We start from the raw sequence: 21,959 nt of genomic DNA on the forward strand, positions 1-21,959 counted from the left end.
CGATGCCTGTCGATAGGAAGCATTATTGACGATGCCCCCAGGAAACCATCAGGGGAAAAGGATGGGGAAAATGGTCTATTTCGACGAAATCAGTAAAACCGATACATTTTGACGGAGTGACAAGCCGGGTTTCTCGGCAAAAGGCATCCCATGGCTGGGCGATCTTTGCTCGCGCGGGGAGGTCTAAACAGGAAGGCACGCCACCTGTCGATGGCGCCGGGAGGACACCATGGTCAAATCGATTCGACTGTTGTATCGCAACGTCCAGGGCCGCGTGCGATGCAATTACAACTGGGACTGGCAAAAGATGTGCGAGCGCTCCGCCGTCATGGTCACCGCCGTCGAGTGGAGCGCCGGGGCCGGGTATCCCCAGGATTCCTCACCCGGCCGCCCCCACCTTGGCCCGGCGAATGTGTATGTGACCAATATCGGGCCGCACGATTCCGAGGGCGGGCCGGGTGGCGTCGAGTTCTATCTGCACGTCGACTCGGACGTTCCGCTCGACGTACTGGTGACCATCACCGACCTTGGATTGATCGAACGGACGATTGTCATCACATGATCTCTCCCTATCATCTAACGCTCGACTGTTGCGAGGCCTCATCGGCTGCACACGCCATCTCGCTATGATCAGAATGGCTCGCTTTGCATGCAGCCGACGGGAAGATTGATGACGAAGTATTTTGCGACAATGTAAAGCGAGGAAACTTCAGACTTCATCCGAACCGAGTCGGCGGCGTAAGCCAGGGTTGCATCACTTTGGAGAGTCTGGCTGACTTCAATACTTTGCGCGCCCATCTCAAAGCAAGTAATCAGATGGACGTTCCGGGAAGCTCGCTACAGGCCTATGGAAGGGTCATCGTCAGGTGAACAAAACCGTTACGCGTTTTCTTCTTGCCATCTGGACCCTTGTCGCTACCCTCGCGCTCACCCGACTGATCCTTGTCCGCCCCGACCTTTTCCCTCGAGTTCCCGAGTCATTCGCACTCTGGGCAATCGATGTATATGGCTCGACAAATGGCGAGGAGCTGGCCGATCTCGAAACCCTGCTCGCACTCGGCTTTTCATTCATCGTCTTGCTCATCGTCACGGCGCTCTGCAGATTCATCTGGCGCAGAGCTGGCCGCTTCACGGCGCTCGCCGAGTGACCGGGCAGCACACGGGTACCGCCCTCCCCCATTACATCGGCACACCCACCAGGCTGGTCACGCGAATCGTTTTGCTCTCTGGCACTTCCGCATGCGACAGCACCTTCAGCTGCGGCACGGCGCGGCGCAGGAAGCGTGACAGCAGCACGCGCAGCGGGGCCGGCACCAGCAGCACCGGCGTGTGGCCCATCTGCTCTTGCTGGTTGGCCGAGTTGGCCGCCTGCTGGGCGATGGTGTCGGCCAAGCCTGGCTCGATGCCGGTACCGTCGCCGCCATTGCCCATGGCTTGCAGCAGCAGGCGCTCGAGGCGGTTGTCCAGGGTCATCACCGACAACTCGTTCTCGCCCGGGAACAGCTGCTGGACGATGGCGCGGCCCAGGGCCACACGCACCACGGCGGTCAGTTCCGACGGATCCTGCGTCATGTTCGCGTGTTCCGACAACGCCTCGATGACCGAGCGCATGTCGCGGATGTGCACGCCTTCGACCAGCAGGTTCTGCAGCACTTTCTGCAGGACCGACAGCGAGACGACTTTCGGCACCAGGTCTTCGACCAGTTTCGGCGTTTCCTTGCCCAGGTGGTCCAGCAGCGCCTGCACTTCCATGCGGCCCAGCAGTTCCGAGGCGTGCATCGTGATCAGGTGGTTCAGGTGGGTCGCCACCACGGTGCCGGCGTCGACCACGGTGTAGCCCATGCTCTGCGCTTCGTCGCGCAGGCCGGCTTCGATCCAGGTGGCCGGCAGGCCGAAGGCCGGATCGGTGGTCACCAGGCCTGGCAAGGTGCCGCTGGCCATGCCCGGGTTGATCGCCAGGAACTGGCCGTTGATCGCTTCGCCGCTGCCCACTTCCACGCCCTTCAGGGTGATACGGTAGGCCGAAGGCTTGAGTTCCAGGTTGTCGCGGATGTGCACCGGCGGCGCCAGGAAGCCCACTTCTTGCGCGAACTTCTTGCGGATGCCCTTGATGCGCTTGAGCAGCTCGCCGCCCTGGTTCTTGTCGACCAGCGGAATCAGGCGGTAGCCAACTTCCAGGCCCAGCGTGTCGACCGGCATGACGTCCTGCCAGGTCGCTTCTTCGCTCTCGGCCGGGGCCTGTTTGGCGGCGGTGGCGTCGGCGGCGGCTGCGGCGGCCGCTTCTTCCTTGGCCGGTGCCGCCTTCTGGCGCTTCGAGATCATGTAGCCGGCGCCGGCCAGCGAACCGGCCAGCAGCAGGAACACCAGGTTCGGCATGCCCGGGATCAGGCCCAGGCCGCCGATGATGGCGGCGGTGATGTACATCGATTCAGGACGCGCCATCAGCTGGTTGGTCAGCTGCGAGCTCACGTCTTCGTCGTTGGCCACGCGCGACACGACCATACCGGCTGCGATCGAGATAATCAGCGAAGGGATCTGCGCCACCAGGCCGTCACCGATGGCCAGCAGGGTGTAGATCTTGGTCGCTTCGCCGAAGGCCAGGTCGTGCATCACCACGCCGACGATCAGGCCGCCGACGATGTTGATCACGGTAATCATGATACCGGCGACGGCGTCGCCCTTCACGTACTTCGAGGCGCCGTCCATGGCGCCGTAGAATTCGGCTTCCTGGCTGACTTCGGCACGGCGCTTGCGGGCTTCGGCTTCGCCGATCAGGCCGGCGTTCAGGTCGGCGTCGATCGCCATCTGTTTGCCTGGCATCGCGTCCAGGGCGAAGCGTGCACCGACTTCGGCGATACGGCCGGCGCCCTTGGTCACGACCGAGAAGTTGATGATGGTGAGGATGATGAAGACGACGATACCGACGGTATAGTTACCGCCGATCAGGAAGTGGCCGAAGGCCTCGATGACCTTGCCGGCCGCGGCGCCGCCGGTGTGGCCTTCGGTCAAGACAATGCGAGTAGAAGCCACATTGAGCGCCAGGCGCAACATCGTGGAGACCAGCAGGATGGCCGGGAAGGCCAGGAAGTCGAGCGGCTTGACCGTATACAGTGCGGTCAGCAGCACGATGATCGACAGCGCGATATTGAAGCTGAAGAACACGTCGAGCACGAAGGCCGGCAACGGCAGGATCATCATTGCCAGCAGCATGATGATCAGGATCGGCGCTGCCGCCTTGCTGCCTTGCGCACCAAGGCCGCTCATCCAGGCTGGCAGTTTCATGCTGTTGGTCATTCATTCTCCGTGTTCAGTTCAATTCGGCCCCCCTGGCGTGAAAGGCGTTTGCGACGCCGGGTTCAGCGGGTCCATCTCGTCAGGCACTTTCAACTTCGTCGGGCGATCCGGGTAATCCCCGTCACCCTTCTTGTAGGCGCGCAGCTGGTAGACATAGGCCAGCACTTCCGCCACCGCCGAGTACAGCTTTTCCGGGATCTCGTCGTCGATATCGGTATGCTTGTACAGGGCGCGGGCCAGGGCCGGGGCTTCCATCAGCGTGACCTTGTGTTCCTGGCCCAGCTCGCGGATCTTGGCGGCCACGTCGTCGATGCCCTTGGCCACGACCCGCGGCGCGCCCTTGCCATCCGTATACTTCAGCGCCACTGCATAGTGGGTCGGGTTAGTGACGATCACATCTGCAGTAGGTACATTTTGCATCATCCGGCCCCGGGCCATTTCGCGCTGCAGCTGGCGAATCTTCCCCTTAATCTGAGGATTGCCGTCCGACTCCTTCGATTCCTGGATCATTTCCTGGCGCGTCATTTTCAGTTTGTCTTTCCAGTGCCATAACTGGTAAGGACCGTCGATCAGGGCGATGAAGCCCAGCGCGCCGACGATGAACAGGAAGGATTTGCCGATCATGGCGCCCACGTGGGCGCTGCTTTCGTTGAGGGGTTCGACCGCCAGGCCCAGCATCGCCTCCTTCTGGCCGCTGACCACGATATAGGCCACCACGCCAATGACGATGGTCTTGGCGACCGCCTTGAGCAGCTCGACCAGGGCGTTTTTCGAGAACATATTGCCAATACCCTTGATCGGGTTCAACTTCCCGAAATTGGGCATGAAGGCCTTGGACGAGAACAGCCAGCCGCCGATCAGCAGCGGCGAGACCAGGGCGATGACCATGATGGCGCCCGCGATGGGCAGGCAGGCCAGCAGCACGGCCACCAGGTCATTGAGGATGCGCTCGATCAGGATGGCGGGATTGAAGACCTGCTCGCGGTCGAGCGACAGGCCGGACTTGAGCGCCAGGCTCAGTTTACCGACGAGCATGCCGCCAAATGCCCACAGGCAAGCCCCGGCGGTCATCAGGACGGTGAAGGTAGCCAGCTCCCGCGATCTGGGAACGTCGCCGTCCTCGCGCGCCTTCTCGATCTTCCGGGGCGATGCGTCTTCTGTCTTCTCTGCGTCGCTATCTTCCGACATCCGTACTCCGCCAAAACTATGTCACATGCGCCTTTGTACCGCGCAAATGAAATTATCGCCGGAATTGCCGTGCGGCCAGAGAAAAAACAGAGGGAGGAACCGGCCGCTGTTCGCGGCCGGCAAGAGCCTATCCCGGTAGGTGGGGGGACGCTCATGGGGATGCATGGCTGGCGTGGGCAAGGCGCGAGGAGGCCGCATGGCGGCGCCATGCAACGACGAGCAACGCAGCACACGCCTGCCAGGCGCGCCAGGAGCGACTCCCACCTGCCGGGATAGGCTCTTCTTTACACGCGGCGGCGGACGAAGGCCGGGGCCGGCTGCTCGCGGCCGAGGTCGGACAGGGGCGCCGCCTGGTTGGCCGCGCTCGGCTTGGCGACGCGGGCCGCCACGATGACTGGAGAAATCACCGGCGCCGACATCGGAACGATCGGGGCGATCGGCGTGACTATCGGCTTGACCACCTTGACCGTGGCCGTGGTGGCTGGCGCCAGCCGGGCGGCGGCCATATGGGTCGGCAGGCGGCGGCGGGCGCGCCAGGCGGCAACCACCAGGCCGTACACGGCCAGGTACAGCGCGAAGCTGGCGACCACGCCCTGCATCAACACGTCGGGCGTGCCGGCATGGTTGACGGCCAGCGCGGCCGGCACCAGGGCGATGCTCCACGACACCGGCGACACGCAGGCATTGCGCAGCGGCGCCGGCAGCATGCGCAGGTAGCGCGCGGTGATCGCCGTCTTGACCAGGCTGTGCAGATGCCAGCTATCCGGATGGCCCGGATGGCGGCGGCACCACAGGCGGCGGCAGATGGTGAACAGGGTTTCGAAGACCGGATAGGCGCAGGCCAGCAGCGGAGCCCAGGCCGAGACCGACGGATTGCGGTAGACCAGCATCACCGACAGCCAGGCCAGCAGGAAGCCGAGCAGGTAGGCGCCGCCGTCGCCGAGGAACAATTTGCCAAACGGGAAATTGACGACGAAGAAGCCGGCCGTCACCGCGCAGATCACGAAGCACAGCTGGGCCAGGTGGACGTCGCCGGCGCCCAGGGCGATCAGGCCCAGGGTGGCCAGGCCGATCACGACCGTGCCGCTGGCCAGGCCGTTGAAACCGTCGATGATGTTGACCGCATTGGCCACGCCGCCCACCGCGAAGGCGGTGAACAGCACCGAAAACGGCAGCCAGCCCAGCAGGCCGTCGAGCGGCGCCAGGCCGGTGTATTGCAGGGTGACGCCGGTCAGGAACCAGCAGACCGCGCCGCTGGCCATGGTCGCCAGCAAGCGTGCACGCACCGACACGGTGCGGGTCAGGTCTTCGGCCAGGCCGAACACGAAGGCCGGCAAGGCGGCCACCAGCACCGGCAGCAGCAGTTCCTGCTGCGCCTGCGGCAGGACGCCCAGCGCCATCCACAGGCCGATCATGATGGCGGCGCCACCGATGCGCGGGGTCGGGGTGATATGGAATTTCTGCACACCGCGCGTCGCGTCAAGCGAATAGCGCCCATGCCAGCGTGTGGTGAACACGAGCAGGAGGGAGCAGATCAGCGATGTGAGAAAGCCGATTTCGAGGCCGGCCATGGGAAGGTTATTAATACTCATAGAACCACTTTGTTAACTCGTCAATTCTATCGCATTTCTCGTTGATCTTCCGGCAAACGTGCCTGGGCAAGGATTCTATCCCAATGTCACAAATGCTCTGTTCTGTAGTGCAAGCCATTGATTGTGCAAGAACAATTCGACGATTCTAGGGAGGTTGCGATCTGCCAATCAATCGCCCTGAAACTTCTCCTAATATTTCTCGACAAATTGTTACACTTTTCCTCGGTGATATTTGGATAGATTTATTTCTTGCTCACAAATAAGGTGAACCATGGCAAAACATAATCGCAAGCCGCATACCTTCATTTTCAGCATTTTGTTATGCCTGAGCGCGCTGTATCCAGGGACCGCCCGGCCGCAGGGCGCCCCCTCCCCCGAATTGCTGGAAGCCCAGGCCCGCCTGCTGGAAGCGGAAACGCGGCAGGCACTGGCCGAGGCCGAGCGCGCCGAACTGCTGGCGCGCCTGCCGCCGGTCCAGGCCAAGGCCTTGAGCGGCAATGTCGAAGCGGGCAAGTTGGGCGCCGCCGGCCTGGCGCGCGCCTTCGACCTGGCGCTGGAACTCGCGCATGATGTCTGCGCCGGCCTGCCCCAGGACCGCCAGGTCATCCTGTACGACCCGGTCGTCAGCCAGGGCGTGGTGGCGGCGCGCACCGTCGACGGCGCCCTCGCACGCACCTTGCAGGAATTGGCCGAGCGCAATCTCGAGCTGCAACGCTACATTAACGCGCAGACCCCGCAATCGGCTGACCGCCGCCCGGCAATACCGCTGATCTGGCTCACGACGCCCACGGTATTGCTGCGCGCCGGCGCCGACCTGGCCAGCCTGTTCAAGAGCGACGCGACGCTGGCCGGCATCGCCTATGGCGACGGCGCGCGCGCCCTGTTCGCCAGTGCGCTCGCGCGTTCCTGCCCCACCCGCCTTGCGGGGTTGAGCGGGGGCTATATGGGCGAACTCGACATCGCGCGCCACGCCCGCCTGCTCGACCAGGTCAGGCTGGTGGGTGCGGAACGGTCGGTGCTGGCGCAGCACGCGGCGCGGCTGGAGGTGCTGGCCGACGCCGCCAAAGGCGAGCTCAAGAAAGAGCTGCAGGCCGTCGAGACCGCCGCCAGGGCCCAGCTGAAGGCGGTCGACGCCTTCACCGAGGGGCTGCGCGCGGGCGAGGCCAGCGACAAAAGCCCCCTGTTCACCGCCGCGCGCTACCTCGGCCAGGCCGAACGCAGCGCCGGCGCCCTCGTGCTGGACGTCGACCTGCGGCTGGAAGGCCTGACCCAGGTGCGCGGCAACCTGTTCGGCGGCGAACGCCTGTCCCTGTCCGGCGTGGCCTTCCTGTGGTACCGGCTGCACGAGCCGGACGGCCGGCTGCTGCGCGCCGACGCGTTGCGCCGGGTCAGCCGGCCGGTCGATGTGGAATTACGTGGGAAGCAAGCGGACGATGCATTCTGGAACGCGCAACCCTAATCGTTACCGCCAGCACGTCATACCCGCGAAGGCGGGTATCCAATCTCGCCAGCATCATCGTAACGCAGGCAGCACTTAGGCCCCCGCCTCCGCGGGGGCGACGTGCAAGTGTCTCAGGCCGAATCCGGATGTTTGAGCGTCTGCTCGATCGCCCCAAACAACGATTTGCCGTTCTCATCGAGCATCTCGATGCGCACCGTGTCGCCGAAGCGCAGGTACTGGGTGACCGCTTCGCCGCCATCGATCGTTTCCTGCCAACGCTGGGTGGCGATGCTGGCGTAACCCGGCGTGTGGCGGCGCGTCGCGCGGTTCGCCACGACGCCCGTGCCGACGACCGTGCCCGCCGCAATCTTGCGGCTGCCGGCCAGCGCCGCCAGCAATTGCGGGAAATTGAAGGCCATGTCTTCGCCCGCCTCCAGGGTGCCGACCGGATTGCCGTTCCATACCACCCGCAGCGGCAGCGCGGCCTTGCCGCCGCGCCAGGCCTCGCCCAGCTCGTCCGGCGTCACGGCCACCGGCGCGAACGCCGTTGCCGGCTTCGCATGCAGCAGGCCCAGGCCTGCGGCCCGCTCATCCGCCACCAGGTTCTGCAAGGTGACGTCATTGGCCAGCAACAGCAGGCGGATCTGGCCATGCGCTTGGTCCGGCGTCGCGCCCTGCGGCACGTCGCCGCTCACGACCGCCAGTTCGGCGCCGAAATCGATGCCCCATTCCTCGCGCGCCAACACCAGCTCTTGCCGCGGGCCGAGGAAGCCGTCGCTCGCCGCCCAGGCCAGCTGCGGCGCCTCGCGCCAGGCCGCAGGCAATGCAGCGCCCAAGGCGCGACGCTCCAGTTCGTGGTGATGCAGGTAGGCGGCGCCGCACACGCGCCCGCTCGCGCGCGGCAGCGGGGCCATGCAGCGGGCCGGGTCGAAGTCGAACGGACGGCGCGCCTTGCCCTCGTTCAGTTGGCGATAGAGGGCGTCGAGCTGGGGCGCAATGAAAGCCCAGTCGTCGAGGGCGGCGCGCAGGCTGGGCGCGATGCCGTCGGCGACGTGGGCGGTCTTGAGGTCACGCGACACCACGGCCAACTGGCCGTCGCGGGTGCCGTCGTCGAGCGTGGCGAGTTTCATGGGCGGACTCCGGGAATCGAGCCCGCCATTCTACAGATCAATATTTAACGATGACACCGGCGCCGACGCTGCGCTGGAAATAGTTATAGTCGATCATGCTCTGTCCGTAGCCGGCGAAGGCATTGATATAACCCTTGACCGGGCCGGCCAGCGGGAAGGCCCAGCCGACCTGGACCGCGCCCTTGTCGGTGCTGAAGTTGCGCCGCACCAGGGCCGACAGCTCATGCCCGCCGTTCAGGCGATAGTTGCCAGCCAGTTCGAAGCGGCCCATGTAGTCGATGATGTCCGGGTTGTTATCGTCTTCGGCCGATTCATTGACCCGCTTCCAAGCCTTGACAGTCATGCTCAGCGGACCGCGCTCCAGGCCGACCTGGGCGTAGAAGCGGTTCCAGCTGCGCGACAGGGTCGACGACTGGCCATTCGACTGGTGCACGAAGCCCAGGTTCAGGAAACGCACATTGACGCCGGCCAGCGCGTAGTCGAGCGGCGTGACGACCATGACCTCGGGCTGGTAATTGGTCTCGCGGAAAGGGCTGGACGCCTCGTGGTTGGCCGCTTGCCAGAAGCTGTTCTGGGTGTAGCCGAACCAGACGTCGACCGGCAATTCGAACAGCGTCTCGGCCAGCTTCATCTTGAAGCTGAGCTGGAATTCGAGCTCGGCCTTCGACAAACCTTCGGCATCCGGGTCTGCCTCCCAAAAATCGCGGTAAGGCTCTTCGTTCGGACGGTGGGTCCGGGTCGCGATCAGATAGCTCGGGTGGTGCGGACGGAACTTGAACACGCCGCGCTTGTCGCGCGAGTCGAGCTCCCAGTGGCTGCTCAGCGTGTACTGGGCCGCGGCCTGCACCACCGGGTCAACCGAGGCGGTGCGGTCCACCGCGCTGGTGCGCGGCGCATCGAAGGCGCCCTCGGCGACAGGCGCCGTGGTCGGCACCGGCGCCACGGCGCCGGGCGTGGTGGGCGTGGCGACGGCCGCGGTGGCCGGGCCGGTACTGGCCGCGGAGGCCTTCTGGCTGGCGACGACGCCGTCGAAGCAGGCCAGGCGGCCGCTGCCGTCGGCGATGGCGGCGCATTCGGCCAGGGTTTGCGGCGCGGTCTGGGCCAATGCCGGCAAGGCCAGCAGGAGCGGGATCAGGGCGATGGTATGGGGAAGTCTCGGGCGATAAGCGTGCATATTTATTGTTCTATATCAAAACGTTCGCGCAGCAACTGATGTTCAGTTGCCATCGCGCGTAAGTGTCGCGGATATTTCTTATCGATGGCGCACGTATTGCACTCAGGCATGCGGCGCCCTCTACGCCCTTGGGGCCCCGCCTTGTTCAGGCAGGCACCAGGAGGTCGAGCTGGGCCTGGTTGAGGAAGCACCATTCGCCCTCTTCGAGGCCGAGCGATTCCAGGGTCAGGCCGCCGATCTGCGAGCGGTGCAGCGCGCTGCAATGATTGCCGGCGGCGGCCAGCATCCGTTTGACCTGGTGGTATTTGCCCTGTTCCAGGACGATCTCGAGGGTATGGTCGCCGCGCTGGACGCAGGACACCGCCTTCAGCGGCGCCGGCTCGTCGTTCAGCTGCACGCCGGCCAGCATGTGGGCGACCAGCTCAGAGGTCACCGGCTCGGCGGTCGTGGCCTGGTAGACCTTGGGCACGTGGCGCTTGGGCGAGGACTGGGCGTGGATGAAGGGGCCGTCGTCCGACATCAGGAGCATGCCCGTGGTGTCGTGGTCGAGGCGGCCGACCGGCTGCACGTCGCGCCAGGTGAACTGTTCCGGCAGCAGGGTCAGCACGCCCGGATGGTGGCTCGGCTTGCGCGAGCATTCGAAGTTGGCCGGCTTGTACAGCGCGATATAGGCGTGCTCGCGATACGGCCATTCTTCGTCGAACACGGTCAGGACCAGGCCGTCGGTATCGAAGGTGGCCTTGTAGCTGTCGACGGTCTCGCCGTTGACGGCGACGTCGCCATCTTCGATCAGTGCGCGGCAATATTTGCGGGTGCCGAATCCCTGCGATTGCAGGATACGGTCTAGGGACAATTTACTCATGGGCCGAGACTTTACCAGATGCGCAGGCCACTTGGGGCGCGTTGCCATCCACACCTGTTAGCGTTATCTGGCAATTTGGTAGCGTTACCTCAACCTCAGTTTGCATGCATTCGTTCATTTGAGCAGCGTCAAGCCTTTCGAAATTCGCATTGATAGACTTCAACACGTTAGGAATCCGCCTAACGGCACCTACGGCGTCCTTGTATGGGGAAGCCATAGCCAGAGGATAGGAATGAACGTGAACGACGATCTCGACACAGCGAATGGAAAGCTTTCCGCTCATGAGGCCCATTGTGCGCGCCAACAGCTCGCCAAGGACCATGCGGCGCATTTCCCCACCCGACTCGCCATGGCGCGCTGGCGCGGCGGCGGCCTTCCCCACCTGCACGGCGGCCATCTACCGTTACGCGCCGCCTGGTATGCCCGCACCGTGCGCGACCATCAGGCTTGGCTCGACCGTGGCGGCTTTGCCCAGCACGAAGAGCTGATACCCTTCCGAAAGCCGGCGATGTGGCATCCGCCACAAGCGAGCTCGCGACAAGGTGGATTGCAAGTCCCACAACAACATAACCCATACCCTACGCAGCAGAATTCTCAGTCCCCCTGCCGCTCGGATCGCGATGGCGATTCGCGGCAGTGCGGCACATGTACCTGAACCGGCACGCCTCCCGGCAGGACGCCGGAGGCACCCCGATGAGACCGGAAAACGGACGACGGAACAACTGGAAGAGAGCAGCAGCCGTACCGCTGAGGTAAAAACTGATGCGGTGCGAACCGATGAAGTACAAAAGGAAACGACGGCCAAGGCCGTCGTTTCCGTTCCTGCGGCAGGCACGCCATGCGGCAAGCCTCCCAGGGACGTACTACCATGAGGAATTGAATTCTCTCGAAAACCGCACCGCGTGCGGTGGATAGCGTGTCGCCGTCCGGGCCGACCGAAGCATTTGCCTCTTGACCCTTGCTGCTCGCGCTACCGTTCCACTATAGACGCTAGCCGTCTGTATTCAAGTACAAAATGTTCAGCGCAGTTTCGGCACGGCGCCATGATAAGCCGCCTTGACCGCGCTTTCGCCGACCGCGGCGCCAAATTTCTTGAGCACCCTTTCTGGCAAGCCTTCGTGCGCCGTGTAGTCGACGATGTCCTCGGCCTTGACGATGTCGCGCGCCACCGTGTCGACGGTGCCGAAGGCGTCGGCCAGGCCCATGTCCACCGCCTTGGCGCCGGTCCAGTACAGGCCGGAGAAGGTTTCCGGGGTTTCCTTCAGGCGCTTGCCGCGCCCGGCGCGCACCACCGCGATGAATTGCTGGTGGATCTCGTTGAGCATCTCCTGGGCGTGCTCGCGGTGCTTCGCGGACTGCGGGCTGAACGGATCCATGAAACCCTTGTTCTCGCCGGCCGTCATCAGGCGCCGTTCGATGCCGAGCTTGTCCATGGTGCCGGTGAAGCCGAAGCTGTCCATCAGCACGCCGACCGAGCCGACGATCGAGGCCTTGTTGACGTAGATGCGGTCGGCCGCCGAGGCGATGTAGTAGCCGCCCGAGGCGCAGATCTCGTCCACCACCACGTACAAGGGCTTATCGGGGTAGCCGCGCTTGAGGCGCTGGATCTCGTCGACGATGATGCCGGCCTGCACCGGGCTGCCGCCTGGGCTGTCGATGCGCAGCACCACCGCCGCCGAGCCGGGGTCGGAAAACGCCTTGTTCAGCGAGGGGATCACCGTATCGGCCGCACCGCTGCCTTCGGCTTCGATCTCGCCGTTGATTTCGATCAGAGCCGTGTGGCGGCCCAGGTTTTCGACGTCGCCGCTGCCGAAATTGAAGTCGTAGTATGCCCACAGCGCCAGCAGGGCGACGCCGAGGAAGCTCAGTTTGAAGAAAATGCTCCAGCGCCGGGCGCGGCGCCGCTCCTGGACGGTGGCGAACACCAGTTTCTCGAGCGTTTCGCGCTCCCAGTTGCCTATCGTCGGATTCGATGCGAGCCGGCTGTCGCCGGGGTGGTCATGGCTCGTTTGGTCACTCATAAAGTCGGATGGGTCGATGGGCGAGCTATCCCTGCGCAGGTGCGCGGAACCGCTCGTCGGGCAGCCAGTATATCTTGCCCGCGCCTTCGTGTACGGCGATCGGATGCAGGCGCCCGCCGCGGCACGGCCCGCCGGCGCACTTGCCGCTGCCGGGCTCGTACACCGCGCCGTGGGTGGCGCACATCAGGTACTGGCCGCCAGACTCGAAGAACTCCCCTTCGCGCCAGTCGAGCTCGATCGGAACATGGGCGCAGCGGTTCAGGTAACCATACACCTGGCCACCGTGGCGGATCACGAAACCGGTGGCCGGCTGCCCCCAGGCCAGCAGCGCGAAGCGCACGCCGCGACCTGCGTCGAGCAAACCCTCGGCATCGCACACGAACAGGCGCTCATCTTCCGCCATTTGCGCGCCTCCCGGTTCAGGCATGCTCGAGCAGCCAGGCATGCAGCTCGGGGATCGAGCGCGCCGAGAACAGCGGGTGGCAGGCTTGCAGCTGGGCCACCGGGTGTGCGCCGAACTCGACGGCGATGCCGGACGCGCCGGCGTTGTTGGCCATCAGGAGATCGTGGGTGGTGTCGCCGATCATCACGGTGCGGCGCAGGTCCTGGCCCAGCTCGCGGGTCAGTTCTTGCAGCATGGCGGGATGAGGCTTCGAAAATGTCTCATCCGCGCAACGGGTCGCATCGAAGATCGACAGCAGGCCGGTGGCGTTCAGGGCCCGGTTGAGGCCCACCCGGCTCTTGCCGGTGGCCACGGCCAGGAAGTAACCCTCATTGTTAAGATCGGCCAACATCTCCCGAACGCCCTTGAACAGCACCAGTTCGTGGTCCTTGGTGAGGAAGTGATAGCGGTAGCGCTCGACCATGCGCGGGTACATGGCCGGCTGGATGTCGGGCATCACCGCCTGCATCGCCTCGGCCAGGCCGAGGCCGATGACGTGGGCGGCCGACGTGTCGCTCGGGACCGGCAGGGCGAGGTCGCGCGCCGCCGCCTGGATACATTTGACGATGGCCGCCGTGCTGTCCATCAGCGTGCCGTCCCAGTCGAACACAATCAGGTCAAATTGTTTTCTTGCCATTATTTAGTGGCGGCCCAGGGCGCCTGTCTCCGTAGTTTTTTGATCGTGCGCAAGCTTATATCACGCACTTGCTACTCCCAAGCTTACCAAGAACCGCTCGCACTCTTCCGGCATCGGCGCGCGCAGCGTCACCCGCTCCCCGCTGTCCGGGTGCGTAAACGTGATCTGGTGCGCGTGCAGGAACATGCGCTTGAGCGCCCCGCGTCCCTGGCCCGCCTTGTGCAACTGTTTATTGAATGCAAAGTCGCCATACTTCTCGTCGCCCAGGATCGGAAAGCCGGAGGAGGCAAGGTGGACCCGGATCTGGTGCGTGCGGCCCGTCTTGAGTTCGGCTTCGAGCAAGGCGAAATCCTGCCATTTTTTCAATAGATTGAAAATGGTATGCGCTTCCTGGCCGCCGGCCTGGACCACGACCCGCTTCTCGCCATCGGCCGTCGTGTATTTATGCAGCGGCAATTTGACGTGCTGGCGCTTATTCTGCCAGTCGCCCTTGACGGCCGCGAAATAACGCTTGTCGGTCGTGCCGTCGCGCATCTGGTCGTGCAGATTGGTGAGCGCGCTGCGCTTCTTGCCGATCAGGAGCAGGCCCGAGGTTTCGCGGTCGAGCCGGTGCACCAGTTCCAGGAACTTGGCGTCCGGCCGTGCCGCGCGCAATTGTTCGATCACGCCGTACGACACGCCGGAACCGCCATGCACGGCCACGCCGGCCGGCTTGTTAATGACGAGTAAATGCGTGTCTTCGAACACGATGGGGAATTCGGTTCCCGGCACGGTGTCGTTATTGGCTTTTTCGGCGATGCGGATCGGCGGGATGCGCACGATATCGCCCTCGGCCAGGCGGTACAGCTGGTCGATGCGGCCCTTGTTGACACGTACCTCACCCGAACGGAGGATGCGGTAAATATGACTCTTCGGTACGCCTTTGCAGACACGCAACAGGTAGTTATCAATACGCTGTCCGGCGTCTTCTTCGCCGATTGTCACGAACTGTGCCTGCAGAGCCTGTTGTGATGAAGGGGAAACAACATCGTTTTGGGTCGCCATTCGCTCTGTCTTCCCAGAAATTCTCTGTAAGTCCTTCATTTTGAATATATAATCGACAGGCGGCGGTCAAACCTCTGCTGGTGTAAGAATTAAAACGATATTTTACACAGGGGCGCGCTCCATCGGCCCTGCTCATTGCAAATTCGATGGAAAGAAATGTGTACGCACATCCTTGCACCGATCAGGGTTGCACCTGCAGTTGTAATCGGGTTGCGCGCAAGGATGCAGGATTGGATTGTCAGGATTCTTAAGGATAAGTACCGGCAAGCAGATCTTGCTTGCCGGGTGATGGTGTCGATAACGCTTGTCGTTTTTCGCCGGGCTCGATGCAGAACCATCCTCATGACTTGAGCAAGGCTGTCTTTTCGCCTCCAGGTCCTGGACGGTTGCTGGCATCGATCCGGCTGGCTGTTAGCACGCCCCCTTCGTTCGCCGCTGTGCCAACCCCAACGTGGTGGCAATCGGCCGGCTGAGGTTGCGGCGTGCGTAGACAATGACGTTCGGCCCCACAGCGCCCCGTTGCGGCAGCGGTTTTTCTCGCTGTATCGCACGCTACGGGCATTTCCCCTCCTGAACTCCCATCCCCGCATACATCCCTGTAGCTGCGCCGCCCGCGAGGGCGGCCATCACACGGCCCACGGGTCGCGGAGTTTATAAAAATGAAACGCATGTTGTTTAACGCTACGCAGCAAGAGGAGCTGCGCGTAGCGATCGTCGACGGTCAAAAACTGATCGACATCGATATCGAGACTGCCGGTCGCGAACAGCGCAAGTCCAATATCTACAAGGGTGTCATCACCCGCATCGAACCCTCCCTCGAAGCCTGCTTCGTCTCCTACGGCGAAGACCGCCACGGATTCCTCCCCTTCAAAGAAGTCGCCCGCACGTATTTCCGCGAGGGCGTCGACGTGCGCAACTGCACCATCAAGGAAGCGCTGCGCGAAGGCCAGGAAATCATGGTCCAGGTCGAGAAAGAAGAACGCGGTAACAAGGGCGCCGCCCTGACCTCGTTCATCTCGCTGGCCGGCCGCTATCTGGTCTTGATGCCGAACAATCCGCGTGGCGGCGGCGTGTCGCGCCGCGTCGAAGGCGAAGAGCGCCAGGAACTGCGCGAGACCATGGACAAGCTCGACCTGCCGCAAGGCATGTCGGTGATTGCCCGCACCGCCGGCATCGGCCGCAACGTCGAAGAGCTGCAATGGGACTTGAACTACCTGATGCAGCTGTGGCGCGCGATCGAAGGCGCCGGCAAGTCGGCCGCTGGCGCTTTCCTGATCTACCAGGAATCGTCGCTGGTCATCCGCGCCATCCGCGATTACTTCCAGCCCGATATCGGCGAAGTCCTGATCGACACCGACGAGATCTACGAACAGGCCCAGCAGTTCATGAGCCACGTGATGCCCGACATGGCGCATCGCGTGAAGCGTTATAGCGACGACGTGCCGCTGTTCTCGCGTTTCCAGATCGAACACCAGATCGAGACCGCCTACGCGCGCACCGTGCCGCTGCCATCGGGCGGCGCGATCGTGATCGACCACACCGAAGCGCTGGTTTCCATCGACGTCAACTCGGCCCGCGCCACCCGCGGCTCGGACATCGAAACCACCGCCTTCAACACCAACTGCGAAGCGGCCGACGAAGTCGCCCGCCAGCTGCGCCTGCGCGACCTGGGCGGCCTGATCGTGATCGACTTCATCGACATGGAAGTGGCCAAGAACCAGCGCGAAGTCGAGCAGCGTCTCAAGGACGCCCTGCACCACGACCGCGCTCGCGTCCAGATGGGCAAGATCTCGCGGTTTGGCCTGATGGAACTGTCGCGCCAGCGCCTGCGTCCTTCGCTGTCGGAAGGCTCGCACGTGACCTGCCCGCGCTGCTCGGGCACCGGCCACATCCGTGATACCGAATCGTCGGCCCTGCAAGTCCTGCGTATCATCCAGGAAGAGGCCATGAAAGAGAATTCGGCCGCGATCCACGTGCAGGTGCCGGTCGACGTCGCCGCCTTCCTGCTGAACGAAAAGCGCGGCGAAGTGCTCAAGATCGAGAACCGCCACCGCATCACCGTGATCCTGATCCCGAACAAGCATCTGGACACCCCGCACTACAAGCTCGAGCGCATCAAGCACGACGATCCGCGCCTGGAAGACGCGCACGCCAGCTATGCGATGGCCGAGACCGCCGACACCGATATGGCCTACGCCAAGCGCCAGAAAGAAGAAGCGAAACCGCGCCAGGAAGCCGTCGTCAAGACCATCACCCCGGCCCAGCCGGCCCCGGTGGTCGACCGCAGCGAAGCGGCCAAGCCGGTGAAAGCCGCCGCCGCTCCGGCCGCCGCTCCCGCTCCTGCGCCAGTCGAGAAGAGTTTCTTCGGCCGCCTGCGCGACTTCTTCTTCGGCAAACCGGAAGAACCAGCCCCGGCGCCAGTCGTGGCCGAGAAGCCGGCCGGCCCTGCGCCGGCCGAGCGGGGCGAGCGCAACAACCGCAACAAGGGTGGCCGCAACGGCGGCCGCAATGGCGAACGCGGCGCCAAGCCGGGCCGTGAGCGCGAAGAGCGCGATGCGGTTGCCACCACCGTCGCCAAGGGTGCGCCGGGCGAGGAAGTTACCAAGGGCGCACAGGCCGATGATGCGCGCGAAGGCCGCCAGCCACGTCAGCCACGCGAACGCAAGCCACGCGAGCCGCGTGAGCCGCGCGAGCTGGTGGAAGGCGCACCGCGTGTCGAAAGCACTGAGCGTCCTGAGCGCAAGGAGCGCCAGCCACGCCAGCCGCGCGAGCGTACCGAGCGTACTGAACGCACCACCCAGGCCATCGAAGCCAAGCTCGATGAAGTGAGCGTGAGCCAGGTCGTTTCCACCGAAACCGTTGCTGTGACCACGACCGGCTTGGCGGGCAGCCAGGAAATCGTGCAGCAGGTCGTGAAGTCGGTGACGACGATCGGCCCGGATGGCGAAGAACTCGATGGCGAAGGCGACGGCGACGAGCCACGCCGCCGCCGCCGCCGTGGTGGCCGCAACCGCAACCGCCGCGACCGTGACCAGGTCGAGGGCAGCGAGGCGCTGGAAGGTTCGGACGAAGCGCCGGCATTCACCCCGGTAGCCGATGAAGAAGCGGCCAAGGTCGCCGCTGCCGCCAAGGCCGCCAAGGCCAAGCCGGCGCGCGCCACTGCCCAGGATGCATGGCCGTTCCCGACCGCAGCGTCGGTAGCGGCTGAGAAAGCGGAGGCCGAGAAGGCTGCTGCTCCAGCGCCAGCTCCAGCTCCAGCTCCAGCACCTGCTGCTCCGGTCGCACCGGCGCCAGTGGCTGCCGAGCAGAATATGTTCCCGACTGCAGCTTCGGTTGCTGCTCAGCAGAATATGTTCCCGACCGCGGCGTCGGTGGCTGCGGCACGTGCCTCGACCGACGAGGCAGCTGCGCCGGTCCCGGCACCTGCCCCCGTACCTGCCCCGGCTCCGGTCGAGCAGGCGCCAGTGGCGCAGGCGGCTCCAGTGCCTGCTCCCGTGGTTGAAACCGCACCAGTGGCTGCACCGGTCGCCGCATCGGCGGTCGAGACGGCTCCTGCAGCCGCACCGGCCATCACCGTCGCTCCGACGCCAGTTGCCGCCCCGGCAGCCAGCGCACCGGCGCCAGGCGCGGCCCTGACCGCAGCGCCTGCGGCACCGGTGGAAGCACCGGCCAAGCTGGACGAGGTGCTGGCCCAGGCCGGCCTGCAACTGGCAGCGACCGACCCTGAAAAACTGCGCGCCGCCCAGGAAGCCGCGGTGGCAACCCCGGTTCGCCTCGGCCGTGCCCGCAAGGCAGTCGTCGCACCGGTCGACGAGCCGCTGGTGCAGGTCGATACGACGCGCCAATAATCCGGTAGTCAGCTACATCCGTACGTCGTCGCCGCCACTGGCGACACCGACTTCCCGCGCAGGCGGGAACCTAAGTTTGCAAGCGTTGCCACAGCGCTGAGAAACTTGGGTTCCCGCCTGCGCGGGAACGACGTTTTTGGGCTAACAAAAGAATTATTTTGCGTTCGATGAACGGTATTAAGTTACCGTCTCATTCCCCTAGCGATACGGGCAGCTTCATCAGCACCGTGCTATCGTACTGAAATGGCTGAAAAAATCATTCTGATCAATGACCTGCGCTCGTCCGCGCTGCAGGTCCCGGCCGTGCCTGAGGCCCCGACCGGCCTGTTGAGCGACGCGCTCGGCCGGCCCCTGCACGATCTGCGCATCTCGGTCACCGACCGCTGCAACTTCCGCTGCGTGTACTGCATGCCGAAGGAAGTGTTCGACAAGGATTACCAGTACCTGCCGCACGGCGACCTGCTGTCGTTCGAGGAAATCACGCGCGTGGCGCGGCTGTTCATCGCGCATGGCGTCGAGAAGCTGCGCCTGACCGGCGGCGAACCGCTGCTGCGCAAGAACCTCGAGCGCCTGGTCGCGATGCTGCGCGCGCTGCCGACGCCCAGTGGCCGTCCGCTCGACCTCACGCTCACCACCAATGGCTCGATCCTGAAGCGCAAGGCCCAGCTTCTTGCGGACGCCGGCCTGGACCGCGTCACGGTCTCGCTCGACGCGATGGACGACACGGTGTTTCGCAGCATGAACGACGTCGACTTCGCCGTCGCCGACGTCCTGAACGGCATCGACGCCGCCCACGCGGCCGGCCTGGGGCCGGTCAAGGTCAATATGGTGGTCAAGGGCGGCACCAACGACGACCAGATCCTGCCCATGGCGCGCCACTTCAAGGGCTCGCCGACCATCCTGCGCTTCATCGAATTCATGGACGTCGGCGCCTCGAACGGCTGGAATATGCGCGACGTCGTACCGTCGCACGAAGTGGTGCGGCGCATCTCGGCCGAGCTACCGCTCGAACCGGTCGCGGCCAACTACAGCGGCGAAACCGCCTCGCGCTGGCGCTACGTGGATGGCGGCGGCGAGATCGGCGTCATCTCGAGCGTCACCCAGGCCTTCTGCGGCGACTGTTCGCGCCTGCGCCTGTCGACCGAGGGCAAGCTGTACACCTGCCTGTTCGCCACCCGCGGCCACGATCTGCGCGCACTGCTGCGCGCCGATCGCAGCGACCTCGAACTGTCGGGCGCCATCGCCCAGCTGTGGCGCGGACGGGCCGATCGCTATTCCGAGACACGCACGGCGGAGACGGGTATCGGGCAGCGCGACGGCTCGCGCAAGGTTGAAATGTCCTATATAGGCGGATGATGGAACAGGGGATGATCAGCGGACTGGTATTGGCGGGCGGTCGCGGCTCGCGCATGGGCAATGTCGACAAGGGCTTGCAGCCCTTCCGCTCGAGCACCATGGTCGAGCACGTGCTGGCGCGCCTGCGGCCGCAGGTCGGGCCGGTGGCGATCAGCGCCAACCGCAATCTCGACACTTATCGCTCTTTCGATGCGATGGTGCTGCCTGATGAGATCGCAGACGGGGTGGAACCTTATGCGGGGCCGTTGGCCGGCCTTGAAACCGGGCTGCGTCACTGCGCCACGCCCTATCTGCTGGCCGTCCCCTGCGATTCACCCTTCCTGCCGGCCGACCTGGCCTCCCGCCTGTTCGCCGCGCTGGAGGAAGCCGATGCCGACGTCGCCTATGCCGCAACGCAGGAAGCCGGCCAGCGCGCGCAGCCGCATCCCGTGTTCTGCCTGGTGCGCGTGGACCGCCTGCCGCAGCTGTCGGCCTATCTTGCCGAGGGCGGCCGCCGCGTCGACGGCTGGCACCGCGACCTGAAGGCGGTCGAAGTGGTCTTCGACGACGCCGACTCCTTCCGCAACATCAATACCCTGGACGAGCTGCGCGGGCTGGACGACGCTTCTCCGCCCTTCCCCGCCAGCCTGGCCCACGTAGCGAGCTGCATCAACGGCTACGATCCAGACGCCCTGCGCGTGCAGGATGCCCAGCGCATCATCCGCGACTTCGTGCAACCCGTGCGCGCGGTCGAGATGGTCGCGCTGCGCACTGCGCTCGGCCGTGTGCTGGCGCGCGACCTGGTCTCGCCGATCAACGTGCCGGCGCACGACAACTCGGCCATGGACGGCTACGCGCTGCGCAGCGGCGACCTGCCGGCCGACGGCACGGTCACCTTGAACGTGGTCGGCGTCGCCTACGCCGGCAAGCCGCTCGACATCGTTATCAATCCCGGCGAATGCGTGCGCATCATGACCGGCGGCGTGATGCCGGCCGGTTGCGACAGCGTGCTGCCGCAGGAATTCGCCGAGAGCACCACCGACGACACGGTCACCCTGCGCGCCGGCGCCATCCGCGCGGGCGACAACCGCCGCCTGGCCGGCGAAGACCTGAAGGCCGGCAGCGCCGCCTTGAAGTCCGGCCGCGTCATCCGTCCCGCCGACCTGGGACTGTGCGCCTCGCTCGGCTTCGCCGAGATTCCCGTTCAGCGCCGCCTGCGCGTCGCCTTCTTCTCGACCGGCGACGAGCTGCGCTCGATCGGCGAGACGCTCGACGAAGGCTGCGTCTACGACAGCAACCGCTACACGATCTACGGCATGCTGGCCCGCCTGGGCTGCGAGATCATCGACATGGGCGTGGTGCGCGACAGTCCCGAGGCCCTGGAAGAAGCGCTGCGCACCGCCTGCGAAAACGCCGACGCCATCATCACCTCGGGCGGCGTGTCGGTCGGCGCGGCCGACTATACGAAGCAGGTGATGGCCGAACTGGGCGACGTGACGTTCTGGAAGATCGGCATGCGTCCGGGCCGGCCGCTGGCCTTCGGACGGGTATCGTCCAACGGCCGCAGCGCCTTTCTATTCGGGCTGCCAGGTAATCCGGTGGCGGTGATGGTGTCGTTCTACTTCTTCGCGCGCGAGGCGCTGCTGCGCATGATGGGCGCCGAGGCGCCGCTGCCGCTGCTGCGTGCACGCTCGGTCGAGGCGATCCGCAAGAAACCGGGCCGTACCGAGTATCAACGTGGCATCGTCGCGCGCGGGGCGGACGGCGAGCCGGAGGTGCGCATCACCGGATCGCAGGGCTCGGGCATCCTGCGCTCGATGTCGGAGGCGAATTGCATGGTGGTGCTGCATGATGGGCAAGGCAATGTCGCGGCGGGGGAGATGGTGGACATCTTGCCGTTTGAAGGGTTATTCTAGCGATGATTGCACGCGTCGGCGGCACAGCCGCCAAC

At 64.6% G+C, this 21,959-nt stretch carries 17 protein-coding genes and 1 pseudogene; 8 read left to right on the forward strand and 10 right to left on the reverse strand.

The annotated features are described in order from the left end of the window. Positions 1–229 precede the first annotated feature (229 nt). The 3 genes and pseudogenes from AC3A6F_RS09550 (at position 230) to AC3A6F_RS09560 (ending at position 1,148) form a co-directional block, all read left to right on the forward strand. Positions 230–562 (forward strand): hypothetical protein, encoded by a 333-nt coding sequence (locus AC3A6F_RS09550; RefSeq protein WP_487680105.1) that lies wholly within the window; start codon positions 230–232, stop codon positions 560–562. Between the two features lie 80 nt (positions 563–642). Continuing rightward, positions 643–870: pseudogene (locus AC3A6F_RS09555) on the forward strand (tlde1 domain-containing protein); the annotation flags it as partial. Next, positions 867–1,148: a hypothetical protein gene (locus AC3A6F_RS09560; RefSeq protein ID WP_487680107.1), complete on the forward strand. Its 282-nt coding sequence runs from the start codon at positions 867–869 to the stop codon at positions 1,146–1,148. The pseudogene AC3A6F_RS09555 and the gene AC3A6F_RS09560, both read left to right, overlap by 4 nt. 31 nt (positions 1,149–1,179) lie before the next feature. Here AC3A6F_RS09560 and flhA read toward each other — a convergent pair whose 3' ends face one another. From flhA to AC3A6F_RS09575, 3 genes are all read right to left on the reverse strand, one after another. Further along, positions 1,180–3,294 carry a flagellar biosynthesis protein FlhA gene (gene flhA / locus AC3A6F_RS09565; RefSeq protein WP_487680109.1) on the reverse strand — a complete coding sequence of 705 codons (2,115 nt, stop codon included), beginning with the start codon at positions 3,292–3,294 and terminating at the stop codon, positions 1,180–1,182. A gap of 18 nt (positions 3,295–3,312) precedes the next feature. Further along, on the reverse strand, positions 3,313–4,482 hold the full coding sequence (gene flhB / locus AC3A6F_RS09570; RefSeq protein WP_487680111.1) for a flagellar biosynthesis protein FlhB: 1,170 nt from the start codon (positions 4,480–4,482) through the stop codon (positions 3,313–3,315). A 284-nt stretch (positions 4,483–4,766) separates the two neighbouring features. Beyond that, the gene (locus AC3A6F_RS09575) at positions 4,767–6,053 is read right to left on the reverse strand and encodes an MraY family glycosyltransferase (RefSeq protein ID WP_487680113.1); all 1,287 of its coding nucleotides are present in this window, start codon (positions 6,051–6,053) and stop codon (positions 4,767–4,769) included. A 292-nt stretch (positions 6,054–6,345) separates the two neighbouring features. Here AC3A6F_RS09575 and AC3A6F_RS09580 point away from each other — a divergent pair, with 292 nt between their 5' ends. Then, complete coding sequence (locus AC3A6F_RS09580) at positions 6,346–7,533, forward strand: hypothetical protein (protein WP_487680115.1); 1,188 nt, start codon at positions 6,346–6,348, stop codon at positions 7,531–7,533. A gap of 113 nt (positions 7,534–7,646) precedes the next feature. On the opposite strand, the gene AC3A6F_RS09585 is transcribed toward AC3A6F_RS09580, so the two are convergent. From AC3A6F_RS09585 to AC3A6F_RS09595, 3 genes are all read right to left on the reverse strand, one after another. Beyond that, entirely contained in the window at positions 7,647–8,645 is a 999-nt protein-coding gene (locus AC3A6F_RS09585; protein ID WP_487680117.1) for a fumarylacetoacetate hydrolase family protein, read from the reverse strand. Between the two features lie 37 nt (positions 8,646–8,682). After that, positions 8,683–9,819 carry a phospholipase A gene (locus AC3A6F_RS09590; protein WP_487680119.1) on the reverse strand — a complete coding sequence of 379 codons (1,137 nt, stop codon included), beginning with the start codon at positions 9,817–9,819 and terminating at the stop codon, positions 8,683–8,685. Between the two features lie 145 nt (positions 9,820–9,964). Next, positions 9,965–10,681 carry a pseudouridine synthase gene (locus AC3A6F_RS09595; protein WP_487680121.1) on the reverse strand — a complete coding sequence of 239 codons (717 nt, stop codon included), beginning with the start codon at positions 10,679–10,681 and terminating at the stop codon, positions 9,965–9,967. Between the two features lie 238 nt (positions 10,682–10,919). Here AC3A6F_RS09595 and AC3A6F_RS09600 point away from each other — a divergent pair, with 238 nt between their 5' ends. Beyond that, positions 10,920–11,336, forward strand: coding sequence for a hypothetical protein (locus AC3A6F_RS09600; RefSeq protein ID WP_487680123.1), 417 nt, complete (start codon positions 10,920–10,922; stop codon positions 11,334–11,336). A 364-nt stretch (positions 11,337–11,700) separates the two neighbouring features. On the opposite strand, the gene AC3A6F_RS09605 is transcribed toward AC3A6F_RS09600, so the two are convergent. From AC3A6F_RS09605 to AC3A6F_RS09620, 4 genes are read right to left on the reverse strand one after another with little or no spacing between them, the layout of a single operon-like run. Then, positions 11,701–12,702: a S49 family peptidase gene (locus AC3A6F_RS09605; protein ID WP_487680125.1), complete on the reverse strand. Its 1,002-nt coding sequence runs from the start codon at positions 12,700–12,702 to the stop codon at positions 11,701–11,703. A 25-nt stretch (positions 12,703–12,727) separates the two neighbouring features. Then, on the reverse strand, positions 12,728–13,105 hold the full coding sequence (locus AC3A6F_RS09610; RefSeq protein WP_487680127.1) for a Rieske (2Fe-2S) protein: 378 nt from the start codon (positions 13,103–13,105) through the stop codon (positions 12,728–12,730). 16 nt (positions 13,106–13,121) lie between these two features. Beyond that, positions 13,122–13,781, reverse strand: a complete 660-nt coding sequence (locus tag AC3A6F_RS09615; protein WP_320476607.1) for an HAD-IIIA family hydrolase — start codon at positions 13,779–13,781, stop codon at positions 13,122–13,124. A 60-nt stretch (positions 13,782–13,841) separates the two neighbouring features. Continuing rightward, positions 13,842–14,825 (reverse strand): RluA family pseudouridine synthase, encoded by a 984-nt coding sequence (locus AC3A6F_RS09620; RefSeq protein ID WP_487680447.1) that lies wholly within the window; start codon positions 14,823–14,825, stop codon positions 13,842–13,844. Positions 14,826–15,484: 659 nt separating this feature from the next. On the opposite strand from AC3A6F_RS09620, the gene AC3A6F_RS09625 reads away from it, so the two are divergent. The 3 genes from AC3A6F_RS09625 (at position 15,485) to moeA (ending at position 21,924) form a co-directional block, all read left to right on the forward strand. Then, positions 15,485–18,673, forward strand: coding sequence for an Rne/Rng family ribonuclease (locus tag AC3A6F_RS09625; RefSeq protein WP_487680129.1), 3,189 nt, complete (start codon positions 15,485–15,487; stop codon positions 18,671–18,673). A 243-nt stretch (positions 18,674–18,916) separates the two neighbouring features. Further along, entirely contained in the window at positions 18,917–20,029 is a 1,113-nt protein-coding gene (gene moaA, locus AC3A6F_RS09630; protein ID WP_487680131.1) for a GTP 3',8-cyclase MoaA, read from the forward strand. Between the two features lie 11 nt (positions 20,030–20,040). Beyond that, entirely contained in the window at positions 20,041–21,924 is a 1,884-nt protein-coding gene (gene moeA, locus AC3A6F_RS09635; RefSeq protein WP_487680133.1) for a molybdopterin molybdotransferase MoeA, read from the forward strand. Positions 21,925–21,959: the final 35 nt, after the last annotated feature.

Source organism: Massilia sp. Soil_C_3 (assembly GCF_057657035.1).

What these genes read in the sequence shown, in the direction of transcription:
- AC3A6F_RS09595 (WP_487680121.1), bottom strand. Translation starts at nt 10,681, where the DNA reads ATGAGTAAATTGTCCCTAGACCGTATCCTGCAATCGCAGGGATTCGGC.
- AC3A6F_RS09575 (WP_487680113.1), bottom strand. Translation starts at nt 6,053, where the DNA reads ATGGCCGGCCTCGAAATCGGCTTTCTCACATCGCTGATCTGCTCCCTC.
- AC3A6F_RS09590 (WP_487680119.1), bottom strand. Translation starts at nt 9,819, where the DNA reads ATGCACGCTTATCGCCCGAGACTTCCCCATACCATCGCCCTGATCCCG.
- flhA (WP_487680109.1), bottom strand. Translation starts at nt 3,294, where the DNA reads ATGACCAACAGCATGAAACTGCCAGCCTGGATGAGCGGCCTTGGTGCG.
- moaA (WP_487680131.1), top strand. Translation starts at nt 18,917, where the DNA reads ATGGCTGAAAAAATCATTCTGATCAATGACCTGCGCTCGTCCGCGCTG.
- AC3A6F_RS09620 (WP_487680447.1), bottom strand. Translation starts at nt 14,825, where the DNA reads ATGGCGACCCAAAACGATGTTGTTTCCCCTTCATCACAACAGGCTCTG.
- AC3A6F_RS09625 (WP_487680129.1), top strand. Translation starts at nt 15,485, where the DNA reads ATGAAACGCATGTTGTTTAACGCTACGCAGCAAGAGGAGCTGCGCGTA.
- moeA (WP_487680133.1), top strand. Translation starts at nt 20,041, where the DNA reads ATGATCAGCGGACTGGTATTGGCGGGCGGTCGCGGCTCGCGCATGGGC.
- AC3A6F_RS09580 (WP_487680115.1), top strand. Translation starts at nt 6,346, where the DNA reads ATGGCAAAACATAATCGCAAGCCGCATACCTTCATTTTCAGCATTTTG.
- AC3A6F_RS09615 (WP_320476607.1), bottom strand. Translation starts at nt 13,781, where the DNA reads ATGGCAAGAAAACAATTTGACCTGATTGTGTTCGACTGGGACGGCACG.
- AC3A6F_RS09550 (WP_487680105.1), top strand. Translation starts at nt 230, where the DNA reads ATGGTCAAATCGATTCGACTGTTGTATCGCAACGTCCAGGGCCGCGTG.
- AC3A6F_RS09585 (WP_487680117.1), bottom strand. Translation starts at nt 8,645, where the DNA reads ATGAAACTCGCCACGCTCGACGACGGCACCCGCGACGGCCAGTTGGCC.
- flhB (WP_487680111.1), bottom strand. Translation starts at nt 4,482, where the DNA reads ATGTCGGAAGATAGCGACGCAGAGAAGACAGAAGACGCATCGCCCCGG.
- AC3A6F_RS09605 (WP_487680125.1), bottom strand. Translation starts at nt 12,702, where the DNA reads ATGAGTGACCAAACGAGCCATGACCACCCCGGCGACAGCCGGCTCGCA.
- AC3A6F_RS09610 (WP_487680127.1), bottom strand. Translation starts at nt 13,105, where the DNA reads ATGGCGGAAGATGAGCGCCTGTTCGTGTGCGATGCCGAGGGTTTGCTC.